Genomic DNA, 21,139 nt, shown 5'->3' with positions numbered 1-21,139 from the left:
ACCTGGAGCGACAACGTGCCTTGCGCACCCGCTGCTTCCGCGAGCCGGTCCTGCGGCAGGTCGGGAAACATCAGGACGAGCAGCGCCTGCGGCCGGTCGCCTGTGTCGCTGCCAATAATGTCGATCTCGGCGTCGCGAGGCGCGGCGACCGCGCCCTTTGCCTTGGCCATGAGCGCCAAATCCGAACCGCCGACCTTGCCGCTCAACTCAAGCGATGCGTCCGTCATGGCACCGTCACGCTCGGCCACCAGCGCAGCCCGGATATCGAAGGGCGCCAAGCCCACCAGATGTTTCGACTTCGCAACCCGGTCTCCAAAACCGACGAGGCCCGCAAGCGCGCGCAGGCTTTCCGTGCTCTGCGCCTGGAGCGACAAGTCGATCTGGCCGGACGGCGCTTCGGCCACGCTGACAATACGTCCCTTGCCGTCCAGCGTCAGAGCACCCGGCGCGATGAAGGCAAGCGACTGTACGTCGAGGTCGCCGCCGTCGAGCGAAAGCCGTGCGTCGAGCCGGCCCGGCGCGATGCTCGGCAATAGAAGCTCGCCGATCTCCAGACTTGCGTGCACCTGATCGTCCCGCAGCTGTTCGAGAAGGCCGGTCCCGTCCGACACGCTTCCCGGCGTAGGCTTCCCGTCCTGCGACGGAAGCCAGGCGCCCCAAATAGGCTCTCCGCCGAGCGCCTCGCGCAGATCGAGTCGATCGCTCTTAAGATCGACGCGGATGAGATTGGTCTCGCCCGCGCGGTAGAGAAAGCTGCCGCCGAACTTGGTGCCGCTGACGGCACCGTTGGCATTTGCGAGCACAACCTCGCCCTCGCCGATCGTGGCATCCGCGGAAAGTGAAAAATCGCCAATAAAGGCCTGGCTGGTGATGGCACGATCCCCCGCCGCCCAGCGCGTCAGCGCGCGCAGCCCCGAGCCGTCGATCTTGGCTGGTCCTTTGAAGAGCGGCCCGGACTCGCCCTTCCGCAAAGACCCCGACGCCGAAACGCGATTATCGCCAGGCAGGGTCGCGTTCAGCTGTTCGATGGCGACGCCGCCATCGGCGCTTGCGAGCTTGAGATTGAGACCACCAGCGAGATCGCCGCCAAGGCCAGCCTGTTCCACATCGAGGGACAGCGTCCCTTCGCCTACCTTCGCAGCCTCGTCCAGCACCCAGTCGGCGAACATGCGCACGACCGCCGGAGGCGACGGCCGATCTTCCGCCGCCGACGCACCGAACAGGGCATCGAAATCGATCCAACGGGCCGCCAGTTTCGCCTCGGCCTTAAATGGCGGCCGGAAGTCGAGTGCGACATCGCCCTTGAGAATTTGCGGCCGCCCGGAGGCGTGAAGGGTGAGTTCGAAATCGGTCAGTTGGGCCCCGTTGGGCGTGGCCTTGAGCGGTCCCTTCACCTCAAGGTAGGAGGCCGTCTTGCGCAAGTCCCGCAAGCCGCCGTCACCGTTCGGAAGAACAGCAGCGTCATCGGGCATTCGGCCCTGCGGATCGACTGCTTCCGGAACCGGCATTGGCGCGCCGTCGCCTTGCGGCGGCTCGTCGACGCCCAACGAATCGAGCTTGGACATGCGCAGGAGCAAGGACCCGTCATAAGCGGGTATCGTTCGCAGGCCTGAAACTACACCATCGAGCTGATATGACGCCGAGCGCTCAGGATCACGGAGTGCCGTCTTCATCCGGAACTGCCCACTGCTGCCCATCGTGCCTGTCGAGAGGCGGATCGATTGCGGCCGGCCTTCGAAATCATAGGACGCCGAGACCTTGTAGGGCCCTGCGAGCGACGCCGCACTCGCCTCGCCGTCGATATCGGTGAAGACGAACGCCGGTACGCCCTCCATCTGGATTTCCACCGTGCCGCCGGTCACACGTACGGAGTCGAGCAGCACATCCTTGGGCACGAAAGATCCGCCCGCCTGCCCTGGTCCGATATCGCCCCAGTTGCCGCCGCCTGTGCCGTCGAGCCGGAGCCGCAAGGTGGGGTCGATCATCGTAAGCTTATGCGCCTCGACCTTGCCGGTCAGCAGCGTGCCCACATCGATCTTGGCCTCGAGGGACTTCGCCTCAAGGAAGGGCGTATCCAGGCTGCCGTTGGCGTTCGCGACCTTGATGTTGTCGAGTTTGAGCTGCGGGGCCGGAAGCACAACCAGATGGACCTGGCCGTCCACCTTGACCGGACGGCCAATCAGCTTGGTCATCTGGGCCTCGATGGCCGGACGATAGTCGTTCCAATCGATGAAGAGCGGCGCCGCAAACAGCGCGCTCAGCACCAATATGAACAGTGCCGTCAGTGTCAGCAGAAGCGAATTCACCGATCTCTCTGCCTAAGGCTGGGTGTGGCGGCGCATAGTACCCGCGCAGAACAAGAGACTAAGAGCCATCGAAAAGACAATGAGCCAATTGCCGCGTACGCCGTTCCTCTCAATATTACCGCAAACCACTCATGGTCATGCTGGAAACAATTAAACATCTAGAGCAAAAATCTTGCCAGGATTGAGGATATTCAGCGGATCGAGTGCCTTTTTTATGGCAACCATCACGTCGACCCCCTCACCATGCTCGGCGACCAGATAGCCGATTTTTCCTTGGCCGACGCCGTGCTCGCCAGTACAGGTCCCTTCGAAGCGGAGCGCCCGTTCGATCAGGCGGTCTAGAAACAATCGTGCCCGATCCCGTTCGTCCGCCGACTCGGTATCGATCATCGGCATCACGTGGAAATTGCCGTCGCCCACATGGCCAACAATGGGCGCGACCAGATCCAAACTGTCGATGTCCTGCTTCGTTTCGATCACGCAGTCCGCGAGGGCCGAAATCGGCACGCAAACGTCGGTCGCGATCAAATCCGCGCCCGGGCGCAGATCCTTCGTTGCCCAATAGGCATCGTGGCGCGCCTGCCAGAGCCGGGAGCGATCCTCCGGCCGGGCGGCCCACTCCAGCGCACCACCGCCCTCAGCTTGCGCGATCTCCGAAAATGTCTCGACCTGCTCGCGCGCGCCGGCCTCGGTCCCGTGGAACTCAACGAACAAGGTCGGCGACTCCGGCACGGATAGCTTCGAATAGGCATTGCAGGCGCGGACCTGGACCTCGTCCAGGAGTTCGATGCGGGCCAGCGGCAATCCCATCTGCAGCGCCGCGATGGTCGCATTGCATGCCCCTTCGAGCGTTTTGAATGTGGACACGCCGGCCAGGATGGTTTCGGGGATGCCGAACAGCTTGAGGGTCAACTCCGTGATGACCCCCAGCGTGCCTTCGGAGCCCACGAGAAGACGCGTGAGGTCGTATCCGGCGGAGGACTTCTTGGCGCGGCCGCCTGTTTTGACGATCCGCCCATCGGCGAGCACGGCCGTCAGCCCGAGCACAGCGTCCCGCATCGTGCCGTAGCGCACCGCGTTGGTGCCGGAGGCGCGCGTCGCCGCCATGCCTCCTAGGCTCGCATCCGCGCCTGGATCGACGGGAAAGAAGAGCCCCGCATCGCGCAGATAGTCGTTGAGCTGCTTTCGCGTAACGCCCGCCTCAACGACACAGTCGAGATCGCTCTCATGCACGGAGCCGATCCCGTTCATGCGCGACAGGTCGAGCGACAGCCCGCCAAAGGGCGCGTTGAGATGGCCTTCCAGCGAGCTTCCCGCCCCGAAGGGAATGACTGGGACGCGCGCGTCGGCGCATGCGGCCAAGGCCTCGGAGACCTCTTCTGTAGTTTCGGCGAACAGAACGGCGTCGGGCACCTGGACTTTGAGCCAGGTCAGCGTATTGGCGTGCTGCGTGCGCAAGGCCTCGCTGCGTGAAAAACGTTCGCCATAGCGCGCGGCAAGCTTGTTAAAGAGCGCCTGTTTGGCCTCTTCGGCCGGGGGGGCACCTGCCTCTGACATGAGAGCGGTCATGGGTACAGTTTACAGGCAATCGCTTAAGAAAATCAGCGGCTTTTGACCCTCAAATCGGCACGAGACCAATCACCGCCGTGAAATGGCAGCTTGCCGCCGACAGCATGAAGCCATGCCAGATGGCGTTCTGGTAGGGGAGCTGATTCCACAGATGGAAGACGACGCCGACCGTGTAGAGGACTCCGCCGACCATAACCAGTGTCAGAACCGTCGCCGTCAGCGCAGACTGCAGCGGCCCCCAGGCGGCCAGCACCAACCATCCCTGAACCAGATAGAGCGCCGTCGACAGCCCGTCGAGGAAGCGCGGGAGGAGCAGCTCTTTATGGCGATACCAATGGCCGCTATGATCCACACGACGGCCAGCAGGCCATGCCCCCATGCGTTGTCCATCTTGATCAAGACGAAGGGCGTGTAGGTCGCGGCGATCATCAGGAAGATCGCCGTATGGTCCAAGCGGCGGAAGACTTCTTTCAATCTGGGCCACCCGATCAGGCGGTAGCCGGCGGAGTAATAGAATGTCGCCACGAGCGCAACGCCATAGATCGCAAAACCCGCAACCATGGGCGCGGTGTTGGTCTGGATGCTGATGATGAGAAGCGCGGTCAGCGCCGCAACACTTGCGGCGACACTGATGACGTGGATCGTGCCATCAGCCACACGTTCGCCCAGGCTGTATTGCGGAAACGCGCCGCGGCCCATCGTTGCTCATCCTCTTTGGCCTAATCAAATCGGCCACTCGAAGTCAAAATACGAAAGGATGTGGCAGTCCTAGCAATTGAGGGCAAGCCCGCGACGTTGCACGCACCTTCATATGCGCGGCATCGTGGGGTTCCCAAGGGGCTCACCCGAGAGATCTAGCGATGACGACGCTGTGATGAAAAAAACGAAGCGCTAGTTGCTGAAGGCCAGGCTAGTTGCCGCAGGCCATGGACCCGGCGGTGCAGACATAAGGCACGACCACGCCCTTCCAGCACTGCGAATAGGTCCTGCGTGTCACGACGTCGGGTTTCAGCAGCATTTCGGGGGTCACGACCGGTCGCACGGTTTTCCAGAACGGATCCGGCTTCACCTTCCGTGGGCGCATGGAGACGTATCGCCAACCCCGGCGGCGGCGGACCTCCTCAGCGGTCTGAATAGCGGTCTCGTAGGCAGCCCTGGCCGCGGCGGCCTTGGACTTGGCGCTATTGGTGACTCTCACCAACTCGCAGCCTGCATCAGAGGTTTGGACGGCACCGAAAAACAGCACCGAAAACCCAACTAATGCGAAGCCCGCCTTCAAAAAACGACGCATTCCGTCCTCCAGATTACGGTTAACAAGCGGCTGCCCCTCATTTGCCATCGCTTGTTCCCTATCGCAAGCCTTGCGACGCAACATTTTTGCCTTGCATCGCAACATTGTTGTCAGTTTGGTAAATCACACGCACCCCTGCAGTCTCGCGAAAGTGCATCTTTTCGGGTCCGGGCATGGTGAACAGAACTTCCCACCGCCTTTTGTGGGCCACGGCGATGCTATAGTCCCCAGTCATGGGCAAGATTCGCACGAATGCCGTCGAGACGGTCCTCGCCTCGGAGGACGGGCTCGAAGAGGCACCACAGACGCCGCCTGCCGAAATGGTTCCGATCTCGCAGCGCGCCATGCGGCGCGGCGCGGACCGTTACTTGGAGGCGCTCAATCCCGAACAGCGGGATGCGGTCGAAACGCTGGACGGACCGCTCCTGGTGCTCGCGGGAGCCGGCACCGGCAAGACCCGGGTTTTGACCACGCGGATCGCGCATTTGTTGCGCTTGGGGCGCGCCCATCCGGGGCAAATCCTGGCCGTGACTTTCACCAACAAGGCCGCGCGCGAGATGAAGCAGCGCGTCAGCAGCCTGATCGGCGGGGCCGTGGAAGGCATGCCTTGGCTCGGAACGTTTCACGCCATCGGCGTGAAGATTCTCCGGCGCCACGCCGAACTCGTGGACCTCAAGTCGTCTTTCACTGTTCTCGATACGGACGACCAAATCCGGCTGATCAAGCAGCTTCTAGCGGCGGAGAACATCGACGACAAGCGCTGGCCGGCGCGTGTCCTCGCCAGCATGATCGACAGCTGGAAAAATCGGGGCCTAAGACCCGAACGAGTCCCCGATGGCGAGAGCTACGGTTTCGCCAACGGCAAAGGACGCGACCTTTACCATGCCTATCAGCGGCGCCTCAAGGATTTGAACGCCGTCGATTTCGGCGACCTCCTGATGGAGAATCTGCGGCTCTTCCAGGACCATCCCGACGTGCTCGCGCGCTACCAGCAGCGCTTCCGCTACATGCTGGTCGACGAGTACCAAGACACCAATGTGGCCCAGTATCTGTGGCTGCGGCTGCTGGCGCAGGGCACTGAAGGCGCCCCCCAGAACGTGTGCTGTGTCGGCGACGACGATCAGTCGATTTATGGTTGGCGCGGCGCGGAGGTCGACAACATCCTCCGCTTCGAAACGGACTTTCCTGGCGCCAAGGTGATCCGGCTCGAGCGCAATTATCGCTCCACTGCGCATATTCTCGGCGCAGCCTCCGGGCTGATCGCGCACAACCAAGGCCGCCTCGGGAAGACCCTGCATACCGATAGCGACGACGGCGAAAAGGTCGTGGTGCAAGGCTGCTGGGACGACGAGGAAGAAGCGCGTGTGATCGGCGAGGGTATCGAGCAGCTTCAGCGCGAAGAGCACACGCTGAACGAAATCGCGATCCTGGTACGGGCCTCGTTTCAGATGCGTGCCTTCGAAGACCGGTTCATCACGCTCGGCCTCGACTATCGCGTCATTGGCGGGCCAAGGTTTTATGAACGGCAGGAAATCCGCGACGCGATCGCCTATCTCGACGTGACGCTCAACCCCGCCAACGACCTCAAATTCGAGCGCATCGTCAACGTGCCCCGGCGGGGGCTTGGCGATGCGACGCTGAAGTCGCTTCACCAGCTCGCGCGCGCCAGTGAAGTTCCGCTCACGCAAGCCGCAAGACTGATCGTCGAGACCGAAGATTTGAAGCCGAAGCCGCGCCGGGCACTGGCGGGGCTGCTGGCCTCCTTCGACCGCTGGCGCTCCTTGGTCGACACAATGCGGCATACGGAGCTTGCCGAGCTGATCCTGGACGAGTCCGGCTATACCGGCATGTGGCAGGCGGACCGGTCACAACAGGCCGAAGGGCGCCTCGAGAACCTGAAAGAGCTCATCCGGTTCATGGAGGAGTTCGACACGCTTGCAGGCTTCATGGAGCATGTCTCGCTGGTGATGGACGCGGCGACCGAGGAAGGCACGGACCGGGTGAACTTGATGACGTTGCACTCGGCCAAGGGGCTGGAGTTCGACACCGTGTTTCTGCCCGGCTGGGACGAAGGGCTCCTGCCCCACCAGCGCAGCCTGGACGAAGCCGGCCGGTCCGGTCTCGAGGAAGAACGCCGGCTCGCTCATGTGGGACTGACGCGTGCGCGCAAGAACGCGAAGATCACCTTCGCGCAGAACCGGCGCACCTACGGCATGTGGCAAACGGCCGTGCCCTCGCGCTTCATCGATGAGTTACCGCACGAGCACGTCAAGGTGGCCGAGGACGACGGCCTGCGCGGCTATGGTCCCAGCCGCTTCGATAGCGAGGACATGTTCGCTTCTGGAAATTACGAAACGCCAGGATGGCAGCGGGCCCGCGCCAACCGCCAGCCCAGCGGCGGCAGCGGGCCGCGGCGCGAGCCCATGACGATCGAGGGCACGCTGGTCGCGGCCAGCACAGCGGAAGGCGCAGGCCTTGAGCTGGGACAACGGGTCTTTCACCAAAAGTTCGGCTATGGCCGCGTGTCCGCCGTCGACGGCAACAAGCTGACGGTCGATTTCGAAAAGGCCGGGCGCAAGAAGGTGGTCGACACCTTCGTCGAGCGGGTGTGACGCAAAGCCATGTGGCTGTTCGGCTATGGCTCCCTCATGTGGGACGGATGGGAAAGGCGCTATGGCTGCATCCGTCGCGAGCACGCCATGGCGCCTGAACACCGCCGAATCTTCAATAAGAAATCACTGGAGCGCTGGGGCACCCGAACCCAGCCGGGGCTGACCTTGAATCTCGCTCCAGCAAATGGGGAACACGCTCAGCCTTGCCGGGGCATTGCGTTTTCGTTTCCCGATACACGTCAGGCCGAGATCGAGGATTATCTGTCGGAACGGGAAACCTGCGTGGCGAGGGCGATCGCCGTGGCTTTGCCCGGCGAGAGGATCACCGCCCACACTTACATCTATGAGGGTCCGCGTCTGGTCGAAGATGATCTCTCGCTCGACACGCGCGCGACCATGATCCTGCTGGCCGAGGGTGTCGCCGGGTCGAGTTACGACTATATTCGCAATGTCCGTGATCACCTCGAAGGACTCGGTGTGGGCGACCCTGCCGTCGATGAATTGTGGCGCGCGGTCATCGCCAAAAAAAAATGGGACACACAATGAAGGAGGTGATGTCACAGCGGACCTATCGCGCAACCGTTGAAGCGGAGCCTCCCGCAGCTGGGCGTATTGCCGCGGCGCTCGACGAGGCGGATGTACCGCAAGCGCTCTCGGTCAGCTATTTCGAGCTTGGCATTGGGCTGTTCGAAGTATCAGCGCTCTACGATGGCCGGCCGGACGAAAGCCGCCTGCAAGCGATGATCGACGACGCCGCGGATGGCGGTCGGTTATCCCACTTGCGCATCGAAAACGTGCCCGACGCCAATTGGGTCAAGATCAGCCAAGGCCAGCGCGGACCGGTCCGTGCTGGCCGCTTTCTGGTCCATGGCAGTCATGACCGGGAGAGGATCGCCCGCAACCGCTACACAATCGAAATCGATGCCGACCAGGCCTTCGGAACGGCCCACCACGCCACCACGCGGGCGTGCCTGCTGGCGCTCGACGAACTTGCCAAATGGGGTCGCCCTGATCTGGTCCTGGATGTGGGTACCGGCACGGGGATCCTCGCCATCGCGGCAGCCCTCACCTTCGACCGCTCTGCCATTGCCACGGACAATGATCCCGTCGCCGTGAAAATCGCGGCGGAGAACGCCGCCAAGGCGGGGCTCAGCCAGAAGGTGCATGCCTTCGTCGCGGATGGGCTGTCCCATCCCACCCTGCGCCGCCTCGCGCCTGACCTGATCGTGGCCAATATCCTGGCAGGACCGCTCGACGAGCTTGCCCCCGCCATGGCGCGAACGGTGCAACCGGGCGGCTATGTGCTTCTGTCCGGCATCACCAAGACCCAAGCGCACGCTACTACCGCGCGCTATGCGTCCCTGGGCTTCGTCCTGAAAAAGCGAATCCTTCTCGACGGTTGGGCGGCTCTGCTGCTCGGACGTCGCAACGCAAGCACTTTGTTCGATTGATTGGCGGCGACGCTTCGGCTTAAAAGGGCGGCCATGTATCAAGTGTTCGATGAGGCCAGCGCCCCGGCGGCTAGCGGCGACCGGGTCAAGGCATTGCTACGGGAGATGAAGCGGCTGCGGCTCAAGGGCTTCCTCGTTCCTCATAGCGATCAGCACCAGAACGAGTTTTTGCCCCCCAGCGAAGAACGGCTGGCCTGGCTCACGGGGTTCACCGGCTCGGCGGGCGTCGCCATCGTCACCGATAGCGGTTCGGCGCTGTTCGTCGACGGACGCTATATCCTTCAAGCGGCCAAGCAAATCGACACAGACATTTTCGAAGTGCTTCAGGTCCCGAAGGCAAAGCCCTCCGCCTGGCTTACTGAGACGCTCGTACGTGGCAATGCTGTCGGCTACGATCCGGAGCTCCACACGATTACCGAAATCGGTAGACTCACTAAGACGCTGCAAGCGGCGGGGGTGCGGTTGCGGCCGGTGCCGAAAAATCCGATCGATCAAGTCTGGGGCAATGACCGCCCCGCCCCGCCCCGCACGGAAATCTTCGCGCAGCCCATGGAGTTTGCGGGCAAGGGCCCGGGCGAGAAGCTCATGCAGGTCCAGATGGACCTGGTAGAGGCCGGACACGACGCAGTGCTTCTCACCGCGCCCGATTCCATCTGCTGGCTGTTCAACTATCGCGGCGGCGACATCAAGCACACGCCTGTCGCGCTCGCCTATGCCATCGTCCCTGCCAAAGGGCGGCCGACGCTCTTCATCGACCCGGAAAAGGTCGGCGGGCCCATGCATGATGCGCTGAAGCCCTTCACCGACGTCGCCACACCAGAAGAGCTGGATGAGGCCTTGAAAGGGCTGGCGGAAAAGGGCGCCAAGGTCCGGCTCGATCCGGGCTCTGCGTCGATGCGGTTCGCCAGCGTTCTCGAAGCCGGCGGCACTAAACATGTCACGGGCGACGATCCGTGCACTCTGCCCAAGGCGATCAAGACGGCAGCGGAGCAGGAAGGCGCACGCGCCGCACACTTGCGCGACGGCGTGGCCATGGCACGCTTCCTCGCCTGGCTCGACGAGGTTGCCGAGACCGGCCGGGTGGACGAGGTCTCGGCCGCGATCAAGCTAGAGGACTTCCGCCGCGAGACAGGTCAGTTGAAAGACATCAGCTTCGATACGATCGCGGCGTCCGGGCCCCATGGCGCGGTGGTGCATTACCGGCCGACCAATGATTCGAAGCGCGTGCTCGACAAAAATTCGGTTTTCCTGATCGACTCCGGCGGACAATATGTGGACGGGACCACGGATGTCACCCGCACCGTCGCCGTGGGCAAGCCGACGGCGGAGATGAAACGCCATTACGGGCTCGTCCTGAAAAGCCATATCGCCATCGCAGCCGCGCGCTTTCCCGTGGGCTCGCGCGGACAGGATTTAGACCCGTTCGCGCGGGGACCGCTTTGGGCGGCCGGAATCGACTTCGACCACGGCACAGGCCATGGCGTGGGCAGCTACCTATCGGTCCATGAAGGACCGCAGCGTATCTCTCGTCTCGGTACGGAAGAATTGAAGCCCGGCATGATTCTCTCCAACGAGCCCGGTTTCTATCGCGAAGACCAGTACGGCATCCGCCTGGAGAACCTGATCCTGGTCACCCCGGCCGAGGAGATCGATGGCGGCGAGCGCAAAATGCTCGGCTTCGAAACGCTGACTTTGGTCCCCTTCGACAGGCGGCTGATCGATCCCAAGCAGCTCATGCCTTGGGAACTGGCCTGGCTGAACAACTACCATGCGCGCGTGCGCGAGAAGGTCGAACCCCTGATCGCAAGCGAGGACCGGCCTTGGCTACGCCACGCCACCGCACTGTTTGGCTAAGCGCTCAAGTAGGCCGAAGCCCTCAAGCAGCGAAGCGGTAGGGCGTAGACCGAGGCCAGTAGCACGAAAAGAAAGAGCGACGATGGAACTCTTTGTCTCGGCTATGGCGGCGACTCTCACGACGGTCGCGTTCGTGCCGCAGGCCCTTCACATTATCCGCCACAAGGAAACGCGGGCGATCTCCCTGCAGATGTATGTGGTGTTCGCTACCGGCGTGGCCTTCTGGCTCGCCTTCGGCCTGATGCTTTGGAACTGGCCGATGATCCTGGCCAATATCGTTACGCTCGCTTTGGCGCTCACCATCATCGCCATGAAGCTGCGTTACGGCTGACCTACCCGACCAGCTTCAGCCATTCGTCTTCGGTCAGCACCTCGACGCCGAGATCCTTCGCGTTCTTGAGCTTGGAGCCGGCGCCCGGACCCGCCACCACGTAGTCGGTCTTTTTCGAAACAGACCCCGCGACCTTCGCCCCTAAACGCTCGGCTTGGGCCTTGGCTTCCGCACGCGTCATCTGCTCCAGCGTGCCGGTGAATACCACGGCCTTGCCCGATACAGGCGATGCATTGTCCACCGCTTCGAGGGCTTGCGGACTGACATCCTTCAGAAGTTCGTCGACCACGGCGACATTGTGTGGCTCGCCAAAAAAGTCGGCGATGGCCGCGGCGACGGTCGGCCCGATCCCATCGATGTTTTCGAGCTCGGAATAGGCCGCGCCCTCGCGGTCCTTTGCGGCCTCGCGCATGGCTTCGACGAAATGCGCGGCCGTACCGTAGTTACGCGCGAGCAGCCGTGCCGTGATCTCGCCGACATGGCGGATGCCGAGCGAATAGATGAAACGGTCGAGCGTGACGTTACGGCGCGCCGCGATCGCATCAAACAGTTTCTGTGCGGATGTTTCGCCCCACCCTTCCCGCTCAGAGAGCTTCTCTTCGGCATCGGCGTCCCGTGCGGCGAGCGTGAAGATATCGGGCGGCGATTGAATAAGCCCCTCGTCGTAGAAGGTCTGAATGCTTTTCTCACCGATCCCCTCGATATCGAAGGCGTTACGCGAGACAAAATGCTTCAGCCGCTCCACGCGCTGGGCCGGGCAGATAAGCCCGCCCGTGCAGCGGCTGACCGCGTCTTCCTTGCCCGTGTTGGGATTGATCTCCCGCACCGCATGGCTGCCGCAGACCGGGCACACGGTCGGAAACACATAAGGTTTGGCGGATTTGGCCCGCCTGTCGAGCACGGGCCCAAGAATTTGCGGGATGACGTCTCCTGCCCGCTGCAGGATGACGGTGTCGCCGATGCGCAGGCCTTTGCGGGCGATCTCGTCCTCATTGTGGAGGGTCGCATTCTGCACCACGACGCCGCCTACGGTCACCGGCTCCAGCTTGGCGACGGGCGTCAGTGCGCCGGTGCGGCCTACCTGAATCTCGATGTCGCGCAGGATCGTGCTCGCCTTCTCGGCGGGGAATTTATGCGCGACAGCCCAACGTGGAGACCGCGAGACGAAGCCAAGCCGTTCCTGCAAATCGAGGCGGTCGAGTTTGTATACGATGCCGTCAATGTCGTAATCGAGGGCGGCGCGGCCCTCTTCGATTTCGCGATAGGTGCGGAGCATCTCATCGAGAGCGGTGGTGAGCTTCGCCAGCGGATTGAGTGGGAAGCCCCATCTCGCGAAGGCCTCGTAGACGCCCCATTGGGTGTCGGCGGGAAGGTTTGCCGCTTCGCCCCAGGCATAAGCGAAGAATTGAAGCGGCCGCGAGGCTGTGACCGAAGCGTCGAGCTGCCGCAAGGAACCTGCGGCTGCATTTCGCGGGTTGGCGAAGACTTTGGCCCCCGCCCGTTCCTGCTCCGCATTCAGCCCCGCAAAGGCGCTGTGGCTCATATAGATCTCGCCGCGCACTTCGAACGGGTCCGGAAAGTCCCGCGCTTTGACATGGTTTGGGACGTCGCCGATGGTCAGGACATTGGCGGTGACGTTCTCGCCGACGTAGCCGTCGCCGCGCGTCGCAGCCTGCACCAGGCGCCCGCCTTCATAGCGCAGTCCGATAGACAGTCCGTCGATCTTGGGCTCGGTGGTGAAGGCGAGCGGTGTTTCCGCATCGAGGCCGAGGAACCGCCTGATGCGGTCCACGAACTCGTGGACACCGTCGTCGTCGAACACATTGCCCAGCGACAGCATGGGGACGGCATGGGTGACTTTGCCGAAGCCATCGGCGGGCGCGGCGCCAACTCTGTTCGCGGGGCTGTCATCGCGTATGAGCGTCGGGAACCGAGCTTCGATGGCGTCGTTCCGCTGACGCAAGCGATCATAATCCGCATCCGAGATTTCCGGGTCGTCTTTGCGGTAATAGAGCGCATCGTGACGGGCGATCTCGGCGGCAAGCCGTGCGAGCTCCTCGATCGCATCGGCTTCCGTCAGATCCGCGACAGGTTCTTCGGCACGTTCGACTTCCTTGTCCGTCTTCTTATCTTGCTTCTTCGCCATCGCCTTTGCGCCTCACGCCGACTTTCGCATTAGGCGATCCGCCGCGGCGCGCGCTTCGTCCGTAATCGTTTGGCCGGCGAGCATGCGGGCCACTTCCTCGCGCCGCTCCGCATCATTGAGCACGGCGACACGCGTGGTCATTGCCTCGCCCTTGGATGTCGCGACCGCTTCCTTCGTGATGCGCAAATGTCCGCTTGCAAGCGCCGCGACCTGCGGTGCGTGGGTGACGGCCAGCACCTGCACGTTTTCGCCGAGGCCCGCCAGGCGTTCGCCGACGGCCGCCGCGGTCGCACCGCCGACGCCCGACTCCACCTCGTCGAAGATCAGCGTGGGTGCCGAGCCGCGTGAGGCCAGCACAACTTTCAACGCCAGAATGAAACGCGCCAGCTCGCCGCCCGAGGCGACCTTCATCATGGGGCCCGGTTCGGTGCCGGGATTGGCCGCAACGAAAAAGGCGATGCGGTCGACCCCCGAGGGACCGCCCTCCTGAATGTCGACGGTCTCGACCTGCGTGAGAAAGCGCGCCTTTTCAAGCTTCAGCGGGGCGAGTTCACCCGCCACGTTCTTATCGAGCCTCTTGGCGGCTTTGATTCGCGCTTTGCTCAGCGCCAGGGCCGCCTGTTCGTAGGCGCCCCTCGCCGCCTCGGCCGCCTTGGCAAGCTCTGCTGCCTTGGACTCGCTCGTGGCGATAGCAGCGAGATCCGCCTCGAGCTTGTCCTGGAGCGCGGGCAGCGCGTCGACCTGAACCCGATGCTTGCGGGCGAGCGCACGCAGCGCGAAGAGCCGCTCTTCCGCGCGCTCCAAATCGCCCGGCTCGAATGCCATGGCAGCGAGCGCCTGCTCGATCTTCTCGCGCGCGGACTCGGTTTCGCCCAAAACGCGTTCGAGCGCGTCGGCGACCGCCACAAAGGGCGATGCGCTGTCAGCCCCGGCAGTGGCGGCCTGGCGCTCGATCCGCCGAAGCGCCGAGGCAAGCCGGGCCTCGGCCGTCCCCTCGCCCCCTAACGCATCCATGGCTTCGTTCAGCTCGGAGGCAATCTTCTCCGTATTCATCATGAACTGGCGGCGGGTGGACAGCACGTCCTCCTCGCCAGGTTCGGGAGCAAGGGTCTGCAGCTCCTCCAAGGCGTGGGTGAGATAGTCCGCATTGGCGCGGGCCGCGGCCACCTCGCTCTCGTGACGCAACCGCGCAGCGTCCGCATCGGCCCAAGCCTCGTAGCAGGCGGCGACGCGCCCGGCATCACGCTCCAATCCGCCAAACGCGTCGACCAGATCGCGATGGCCACTCGGATCGATCAGCGCCCGCTCGTCATGCTGACCATGAATCTCCACGAGCGAGCGCCCTACCTGCCGCAGGAGCTGCACGCTGACGCTCATATCGTTGATGAAGGCGCGGCTGCGGCCGTCGCCGCCCTGCAAGCGCCGCATGATCAGAACGGAGTCGTCGATGGCGATCCCATTCTCCGACAAAATCGCAAAGACCGGATGATCGGCGGAAAGCTCGAAGTTGGCGCTCACCTGCCCTTGGGCTGCGCCGCGGCGGACGAGCGAAGTATCCCCGCGCCCGCCAAGCGCGAGCGATAGAGCATCGAGGAGGATGGATTTTCCAGCGCCCGTCTCGCCCGTCAGCGCCGACAGACCTTCGCCAAACTCAAGGTCGAGCTTGTCGATCAGAACGATGTCACGGATCGACAGGGCCGCTAACACTGGACGCCTGTTAGGTTTGTCCGCCGCCGGTCCAGCTTTGGGTCTTCCAGGCCCTGGAGATCCACGATTCCTGATAATTCTGGGGCTCGAGACCGCGCTGTCCTAGGAGTTTGTAAGCGTGCTTGTACCACTTACTTTCCGGAAAGTTATGGCCAAGCACGGCGGCCGCCGTCTGGGCCTCGTTGACAATACCTAAGGCCATATAGGCCTCGGTGAGCCGCATCAAGGCCTCTTCGACCTGTTCCGTCGTCTGATACTCGATCACGACCGTCCGGAAGCGGTTGATGGCAGCAAGATAATTGTTCCGGCGCAAATAGTATCGCCCCACCTGCATCTCGCTCGCCGCGATCAAATCGCGCAAGATTCGAGCGCGGTTCCCCGCGTTGGCCGCATATTGGGACGAGGGATAGCGCTGAAGCAACTTGTCATAGGCCGCGAGCGACCGGCGCGCATAGGTTTGATCGCGCTTGGAATCCAGAATCTGTTCGTAATACGACATGGCGATAATGTTCTGTGCCATGGCCGCTTCTTTAGTGCCTGGATGCAGCGTCAGATACCGGTCGGCCGAGGAGATCGCCTCGTCGTATTTGCCTGCCTTGTAGTAGGCGTAGGAGGCCATGATGATCGCCCGGCGCGCCTCCTGCGAATAGGGATGGGTGATATCGACTTCTTCGTACTGACGCGCGGCTTCCTTGTATTTGCCCTGATCGATCATCTGATCGGCTTGGCCGTAGATGACGTGAGCCGGATCGGTGTTGAGAGGCTCAACCTCGTCCTTCTTGCCGAAAATCGAACTCAAGGGACCCCCGCCAGATCCGAGGGAGTCGAAGGATCCGAAAGACCCGCAACCGCCAGCGAAAGGAACACAGAGAAGAACGGCAATCGTCAGCAGCGACGACATTAGCCGCGCGCGCCGCTTCCTCCATGGCGTCGCCAAAGACGGCCGAGCCGGTCCGGACATGTTCCCCCTCAAATCGCCGGTCATGTTGCGCTCAATCTCACGCAAGTTCCGCCCGCCGCAAGCGCTAAGCAGATAGGCCTACAATAAACGCCCGTATTATGGTGCATTTTGGGCCTTGGCCGCCTCTACCGGCGCCCAGAGCCGCGTTTCGTTTGCGGGACATTGCCACAAAATCACTTCAAATCGTCTAGGAAAAACGACAGCTAGCTGCGATCGGCCGCGAAGTGCGCCGCCGCCAGGCGGGGGGTGAGCTCGGCATGACGAACGTCACGATAGCGGGGTGCCTCGACGATGCTCGAAGCCTCCGGGTCGGCAAACAGTGCCTTGAGAACCAGCGCATTGAGCCGATGTCCGCCACGACGGGACCTGTAAGCACCGAGAATCGGCGCTCCGGCCAGTGCAAGATCGCCAACCGCGTCGAGTGCCTTGTGGCGCACGCACTCATCGGCGTAGCGCAGGCCCTCGCGGTTGATGATGCGATCATCGCCAATAGCCACGGTGTTGTCGAGCGAGGCACCGAGCGCCAGGCCGGCGGCCCAGAGACTCTCCACATCCTTCATGAAACCGAAGGTGCGGGCCCGGGCGATATCGCGCCGGAAAGCGCCGGGGTTCAGGTCAAGCGACAGCTGCTGCTTGCCGATCAGCGGCGTTTCGAAATCGATCTCGACGTCGAGCTGGAAGCCGTTATAGGGGGTCAGCTCGCCCACCGCGCCGTTATCTTCGACGCAGATTGTCTTGAGAATCTTCAGAAACCGGCGTGGTGCTTCGAGCTCTTTAAGCCCGGCCTCGTCGATGGCCTCGACGAAAGGAGCCGCACTGCCGTCCATGATCGGAACTTCACCGCTGTCGATCTCGATCAGCGCATTGTCGACGCCGAGGCCGCGCAGCGCGCCAAGTACATGCTCGACCGTCGCGACCGAGGCCCCGTTTCCGTCGCCGAGAACAGTGCAGAGCGTGACACCGGTGACCCACTGCTGATCCGCAGAAATCTCAGTGCAATCCGCGTCGTCATTGGAAATAAGGAAGCGAAGTCCGGTGTCGCTATCGGCCGGACACAATGTGATGGCAACAGGAGCGCCGCTGTGGACCCCTATACCTGTCAGTGAAACCTCGTTGGCAAGCGTCGTTTGCCTTGCCCCGATGAAACCTTTCATGGCCCCCGTTGGCCCCCGCGCAGTCTTTAGGTCCCTACTCAAGCCCGGAGAAAACCCCGAACCCCCAATTGATCAAGCCGTCCCTGGCACTTTGTTCGATCCTTTGTCCCCGTCTCGGTTAGGATCGTGACACCCGTTGTCGTTGCCCTGTCGGATGTGCCTTTTTGAGTCGATCAATCAATCTATTAGGAACCATACCCCTTCGGTAAGACGCGGGACAAATCACGGTTTCTTACACTCTATTACCGGCGATCTGTCTCGTTAGAGCATTGATCTGTAATACTTTTTCTCACTCGCTGATGAGGAGACGGGCATTGTCGTTAACGCCCGCCCTCAGTTTCAGTTCGCCCGGCGGCGCAGGAAGGCGGGAATCTCCAGATCGTCGTCCCCGAGCGATTCCACCTGTGCCACGGCCATGGTGGGCTGGCCCTGTACAACGCGCGGCTGCCCGTCGAGACGCTTGAGCGTCGGGGGCTGTTCTGCAGGCCGCTGCGCACTCAGCGACTGTGGCGCCGGGGCGTGAGGCGCTTGGGCGTGTACAACCGCAGCGGGCGGTGCCGGCGGGCGCGGCGCTTGCGGACGCGGTGTCGGATGGCCCGCAACCGGAGTCGGCGCGAAGTCCGGCTCCATCTTGGGCGACATTTCCGCATCCTCGTCGTTCTTGCTCCGACCCACGCTGGCTAGGCGCTCAAGGAACCCGACTTTCCGCTTTTGCGCGTGCAGGCCAACCGCATCCTCCTCGCCCGCTTTTGCCTGAAGGGCCTTCTGCGCCACGATGGGCAGCTCCTCGACATTCGGCATGCGACGGACCGGCCGCTTGATGGAGGCGGGCGGCGCAGGCTGGAAGTTCCGCGGCGCTTCCTCAGGCTTCGGCGGAGCGGGCGGACGCGGCATAGCAACGCCACTGACGGCCTGAGGCCGCTTCTCGATGGTCACGTCGTTCGGCGCATGCCAGACCTGGGCATCCTGAGCCGGCGCTGGTGCGGGCACCACGAGGCTTTCGTCGAGATCGACCGGCTCCTCAGAATTCCCGTTCGGAACCGTCGCAAGACCGGCCAGGCGCTCCGTCAGACGTCCGCGATCCTGCTGAGGCTGCGCGGCCGGGGCGTCCGAAGAGTTCTCGTTGCTCAACGTATCGATGCCGGTGGCAACCACCGAGACCCGGATCAGGCCGTCGAGTTCGTCGTCATAGGTCGCGCCGACGATGATATTGGCGTCCTCGTCCGCCTCGGCGCGAATACGGCTTGCCGCCTCGTCGACTTCATATAGAGTCAGATCGCTGCCGCCTGTGATCGAGACCAGCAGGCCGCTCGAGCCCTTCATACAGACATCGTCGAGCAGCGGGTTGGAGATCGCAGCTTCCGCCGCATCGATGGCGCGCCGCTCACCGTTCGCCTCGCCCGTACCCATCATCGCCTTGCCCATGCCGGCCATGATCGTGCGGACGTCGGCAAAGTCGAGATTGATAAGGCCTTCCTTGACCATAAGGTCGGTGATGCAGCCGACGCCAGAGCGCAGAACATCGTCGGCCATGCCGAAGGCGTCTGTAAAGGTCGTCTTTTCGTTGGCGATCCGGAACAGGTTCTGGTTCGGAATGATGAGCAGGGTATCAACGTATTTCTGCAGCTCCTCGATCCCGGCCTCGGCAGCCCGCATGCGCCGCGAGCCTTCGAACTGGAACGGCTTGGTCACAACGCCGACGGTCAGAATGCCCTCTTCGCGCGAAGCGCGGGCGATGACCGGCGCGGCGCCCGTGCCCGTACCGCCGCCCATACCGGCGGTGATGAAGGTCATATGGCATCCGACCAGATGGGCCTTGATGTCCGCCATGGCTTCTTCGGCTGCGGCGGCGCCGATCTCGGGCTTGGACCCCGCCCCGAGTCCCTCGGTGACGTTGTTGCCCATTTGGATACGGCGTTCGGCGCTGGAACTCGTCAGGGCCTGCGCGTCGGTATTGGCGACGACGAATTCCACCCCGTTGAGCCCGCGTTCAATCATGTTGTTCACGGCGTTGCCGCCGGCGCCACCCACACCGAATACGGTGATGCGCGGCTTGAGCTCTGTCAGATCTGGCACTTTGAGATTGATCGTCATGGCGGCTTCCAATCCTTGCGAATTGCCCCTTGCTATTGAGCCGACACCCCCATTAACGCGCGGTGCCCGGCTTCGTGTCCGTTAAAAGTTATCCATGAACCACTCGCCCACGCGGGCGAAGTAGCCTGTCCCCGTACGCAAGAACCGTTGCCCGGTTTCGGTTCCGAGCTTTTCGTCACCGCGCGCCCAATGCAGAAGCAAACCGATCGCAGCGGAGAAGTCCGGCGCGGCGGCGGCTTGCGGCAATCCCGTCATGACACGCGGGCGGCCAAGCCGCGCCGGGCGTCCAAACATGTTCGAGGCGAGTTCAACGAGACCCGTGAGCTGGCTCCCGCCACCGGTCAGCACCAAATGATGGGCGACCTCTGCGGGGAAACCGCTGGCCGCGAGCCGGTGACGCATCAGGTCGAGGATCTCCTCGACGCGCGGCCGGATCACGCAGGCGAGCTGGGCCTTGGTGATCTGATGGATGTTCCCTTGAGCAATACCGCTCACGCACGGGTAGGTGATGATCTCGCGCTCGTCGGAGAGCGTCGCGAAGGCGCTGCCGTGCAAGGTCTTCAGCCGTTCGGCATGCTCCACCGGCGCACCGAGTGTGCGCGCTATATCGATGGTCACGCCGTTGCCGCCGAGCGCGATCGCATCGGCGTGCAGGAAGTGTCCGTCGGCGATAACCGACAGGGTGGTTGTCCCGGCGCCGAAGTCGATGTTGGCCACGCCCAGCTTCGCCTCGTCAGGGGTGACGACCGACAGCGCGCTGGCATAGGGCGCGGCCACAAGATTCGCCACGCCAAGGTGGCAGCGCTCGACGCAGAGCATCAGATTTCGGGTCGCGGCTTCGTCCGCGGTGACGGTGTGCAGATCGACCGACAGGCGTTCACCACACATGCCGCGGGGCTCGGCGATACCGCCGTTGTCGTCGAGGCGAAAATTCGTGGGCAGAGCGTGAATCACGGTCCGGCGATCGCGCGCCGCGTATTGGCGGCCGCCCGCCAGGAGGCGCTGCACATCGTCCTCCCGGACCGAGCCGGACGGCAGGCCGACGCCGGCCGAAAAGCTGTCACTCTTAAGGCGCCCGGCCGTGACGGAAAGATGCACGTCTTCGACCACCACGCCGGCCATGCGTTCGGCGGCATCGACCGCAGCACGAATGCACTGTTCGGCGGTGTCGAGATGAGTGACCATGCCGGCCTTCAGGCCCTCGGCGCGCGTATGTCCGAAGCCGAGCACGTCGAACTGCACGGCCTCGCCGCCGCCTTCGGCCCAGTCGGGCAGTACCGTAGTCTTGCCGACCAGGCAGCACACCTTACTCGTGCCGATATCGAGAACGGTCACGATGCGCTGGCGCTTTCCTCTGATCGATGCGTTGTAGTTCATCCCCGTTCCCTCAAGCTCCGTTTCACGTTCTGCCGTCGGGTTGATTGGTCGTGCCGGTCGCCGATGTGGGCACCCCGGCAGGCGCTGCTTCTTCCATGGCCGCAGCCGTGGTTTCACGCATACGCAGTGTGATCCGGTCGAGAAGACGTAAATCGATGGCCGCGAGGTCCCGTTGCAGAACGCCGTGCTCCTGCTCGAGCTTCTGAAGCGCATTCAGAGCCATCTCGATGTTGCCGTCGGGCAGCATGATCTCGGTGCCGGTGCGCAGCTTCAGCGTCCAGCGGCG

At 63.1% G+C, this 21,139-nt stretch carries 17 protein-coding genes; 5 read left to right on the top strand and 12 right to left on the bottom strand.

The window, feature by feature from the left end:
* The 5 genes from WBQ77_RS07670 to WBQ77_RS07650 form a co-directional block, all read right to left on the bottom strand.
* Positions 1 to 2,306: AsmA family protein (locus WBQ77_RS07670; RefSeq protein ID WP_424059652.1), on the bottom strand; the 2,306-nt coding region annotated here is incomplete at its 3' end.
* A gap of 150 nt (positions 2,307 to 2,456) precedes the next feature.
* Positions 2,457 to 3,875, bottom strand: coding sequence for an FAD-binding oxidoreductase (locus WBQ77_RS07665; RefSeq protein ID WP_424041995.1), 1,419 nt, complete (start codon positions 3,873 to 3,875; stop codon positions 2,457 to 2,459).
* A 49-nt stretch (positions 3,876 to 3,924) separates the two neighbouring features.
* Positions 3,925 to 4,128, bottom strand: a complete 204-nt coding sequence (locus tag WBQ77_RS07660; RefSeq protein ID WP_424059650.1) for a hypothetical protein — start codon at positions 4,126 to 4,128, stop codon at positions 3,925 to 3,927.
* Positions 4,092 to 4,574, bottom strand: coding sequence for a PAQR family membrane homeostasis protein TrhA (gene trhA, locus WBQ77_RS07655; protein WP_424059648.1), 483 nt, complete (start codon positions 4,572 to 4,574; stop codon positions 4,092 to 4,094). The genes WBQ77_RS07660 and trhA overlap by 37 nt, the downstream gene beginning before the upstream one ends.
* A gap of 211 nt (positions 4,575 to 4,785) precedes the next feature.
* A complete protein-coding gene (locus WBQ77_RS07650) occupies positions 4,786 to 5,166 on the bottom strand; it encodes a hypothetical protein (RefSeq protein WP_424041998.1) in 381 nt (126 codons plus the stop codon).
* 233 nt (positions 5,167 to 5,399) lie between these two features.
* Between WBQ77_RS07650 and WBQ77_RS07645 the strand changes: the two genes are divergently transcribed.
* The 5 genes from WBQ77_RS07645 to WBQ77_RS07625 all read left to right on the top strand — a co-directional run bounded on the left by WBQ77_RS07645 (position 5,400) and on the right by WBQ77_RS07625 (position 11,414).
* Positions 5,400 to 7,778 (top strand): UvrD-helicase domain-containing protein, encoded by a 2,379-nt coding sequence (locus WBQ77_RS07645; RefSeq protein ID WP_424059647.1) that lies wholly within the window; start codon positions 5,400 to 5,402, stop codon positions 7,776 to 7,778.
* A 9-nt stretch (positions 7,779 to 7,787) separates the two neighbouring features.
* Positions 7,788 to 8,324 carry a gamma-glutamylcyclotransferase gene (locus tag WBQ77_RS07640; protein ID WP_424059645.1) on the top strand — a complete coding sequence of 179 codons (537 nt, stop codon included), beginning with the start codon at positions 7,788 to 7,790 and terminating at the stop codon, positions 8,322 to 8,324.
* An 8-nt stretch (positions 8,325 to 8,332) separates the two neighbouring features.
* Positions 8,333 to 9,229, top strand: a complete 897-nt coding sequence (locus tag WBQ77_RS07635) for a 50S ribosomal protein L11 methyltransferase (RefSeq protein WP_424042003.1) — start codon at positions 8,333 to 8,335, stop codon at positions 9,227 to 9,229.
* Between the two features lie 33 nt (positions 9,230 to 9,262).
* Positions 9,263 to 11,083, top strand: coding sequence for an aminopeptidase P family protein (locus WBQ77_RS07630; protein WP_424059643.1), 1,821 nt, complete (start codon positions 9,263 to 9,265; stop codon positions 11,081 to 11,083).
* Between the two features lie 82 nt (positions 11,084 to 11,165).
* Positions 11,166 to 11,414: a SemiSWEET transporter gene (locus tag WBQ77_RS07625; RefSeq protein ID WP_424042006.1), complete on the top strand. Its 249-nt coding sequence runs from the start codon at positions 11,166 to 11,168 to the stop codon at positions 11,412 to 11,414.
* Between the two features lies 1 nt (position 11,415).
* Here WBQ77_RS07625 and ligA read toward each other — a convergent pair whose 3' ends face one another.
* The 7 genes from ligA to WBQ77_RS07590 all read right to left on the bottom strand — a co-directional run.
* Entirely contained in the window at positions 11,416 to 13,560 is a 2,145-nt protein-coding gene (gene ligA / locus WBQ77_RS07620; protein ID WP_424059641.1) for an NAD-dependent DNA ligase LigA, read from the bottom strand.
* Positions 13,561 to 13,572: 12 nt separating this feature from the next.
* On the bottom strand, positions 13,573 to 15,267 hold the full coding sequence (gene recN / locus WBQ77_RS07615) for a DNA repair protein RecN (RefSeq protein ID WP_424059639.1): 1,695 nt from the start codon (positions 15,265 to 15,267) through the stop codon (positions 13,573 to 13,575).
* A gap of 10 nt (positions 15,268 to 15,277) precedes the next feature.
* A complete protein-coding gene (locus tag WBQ77_RS07610; protein WP_424059654.1) occupies positions 15,278 to 16,168 on the bottom strand; it encodes an outer membrane protein assembly factor BamD in 891 nt (296 codons plus the stop codon).
* Positions 16,169 to 16,431: 263 nt separating this feature from the next.
* The gene (lpxC, locus tag WBQ77_RS07605; protein WP_424059638.1) at positions 16,432 to 17,382 is read right to left on the bottom strand and encodes a UDP-3-O-acyl-N-acetylglucosamine deacetylase; all 951 of its coding nucleotides are present in this window, start codon (positions 17,380 to 17,382) and stop codon (positions 16,432 to 16,434) included.
* A gap of 339 nt (positions 17,383 to 17,721) precedes the next feature.
* On the bottom strand, positions 17,722 to 19,476 hold the full coding sequence (gene ftsZ / locus WBQ77_RS07600; RefSeq protein ID WP_424059636.1) for a cell division protein FtsZ: 1,755 nt from the start codon (positions 19,474 to 19,476) through the stop codon (positions 17,722 to 17,724).
* An 81-nt stretch (positions 19,477 to 19,557) separates the two neighbouring features.
* Positions 19,558 to 20,853 (bottom strand): cell division protein FtsA, encoded by a 1,296-nt coding sequence (gene ftsA / locus WBQ77_RS07595; protein WP_424059634.1) that lies wholly within the window; start codon positions 20,851 to 20,853, stop codon positions 19,558 to 19,560.
* A gap of 22 nt (positions 20,854 to 20,875) precedes the next feature.
* Positions 20,876 to 21,139, bottom strand: a 264-nt coding sequence (locus WBQ77_RS07590; RefSeq protein ID WP_424059631.1) for a cell division protein FtsQ/DivIB, incomplete at its 5' end; no start/stop codon positions are given.

This window comes from Methyloceanibacter sp. (assembly GCF_049590335.1).
Lineage (GTDB): Bacteria > Pseudomonadota > Alphaproteobacteria > Rhizobiales > Methyloligellaceae > Methyloceanibacter.
Note: the sequence above shows the minus strand (reverse complement) of the source record. Positions and strands in the feature narration are given on the sequence as shown.

Excerpts from the sequence above, each read along its gene's own strand:
- WBQ77_RS07625 (WP_424042006.1), top strand. The coding sequence starts at position 11,166 with ATGGAACTCTTTGTCTCGGCTATGGCGGCGACTCTCACGACGGTCGCG.
- WBQ77_RS07665 (WP_424041995.1), bottom strand. The coding sequence starts at position 3,875 with ATGACCGCTCTCATGTCAGAGGCAGGTGCCCCCCCGGCCGAAGAGGCC.
- WBQ77_RS07640 (WP_424059645.1), top strand. The coding sequence starts at position 7,788 with ATGTGGCTGTTCGGCTATGGCTCCCTCATGTGGGACGGATGGGAAAGG.
- ftsZ (WP_424059636.1), bottom strand. The coding sequence starts at position 19,476 with ATGACGATCAATCTCAAAGTGCCAGATCTGACAGAGCTCAAGCCGCGC.
- trhA (WP_424059648.1), bottom strand. The coding sequence starts at position 4,574 with ATGGGCCGCGGCGCGTTTCCGCAATACAGCCTGGGCGAACGTGTGGCT.
- WBQ77_RS07650 (WP_424041998.1), bottom strand. The coding sequence starts at position 5,166 with ATGCGTCGTTTTTTGAAGGCGGGCTTCGCATTAGTTGGGTTTTCGGTG.
- ftsA (WP_424059634.1), bottom strand. The coding sequence starts at position 20,853 with ATGAACTACAACGCATCGATCAGAGGAAAGCGCCAGCGCATCGTGACC.
- WBQ77_RS07630 (WP_424059643.1), top strand. The coding sequence starts at position 9,263 with ATGTATCAAGTGTTCGATGAGGCCAGCGCCCCGGCGGCTAGCGGCGAC.
- WBQ77_RS07610 (WP_424059654.1), bottom strand. The coding sequence starts at position 16,168 with ATGTCGTCGCTGCTGACGATTGCCGTTCTTCTCTGTGTTCCTTTCGCT.
- WBQ77_RS07635 (WP_424042003.1), top strand. The coding sequence starts at position 8,333 with ATGTCACAGCGGACCTATCGCGCAACCGTTGAAGCGGAGCCTCCCGCA.
- lpxC (WP_424059638.1), bottom strand. The coding sequence starts at position 17,382 with ATGAAAGGTTTCATCGGGGCAAGGCAAACGACGCTTGCCAACGAGGTT.
- ligA (WP_424059641.1), bottom strand. The coding sequence starts at position 13,560 with ATGGCGAAGAAGCAAGATAAGAAGACGGACAAGGAAGTCGAACGTGCC.
- WBQ77_RS07645 (WP_424059647.1), top strand. The coding sequence starts at position 5,400 with ATGGGCAAGATTCGCACGAATGCCGTCGAGACGGTCCTCGCCTCGGAG.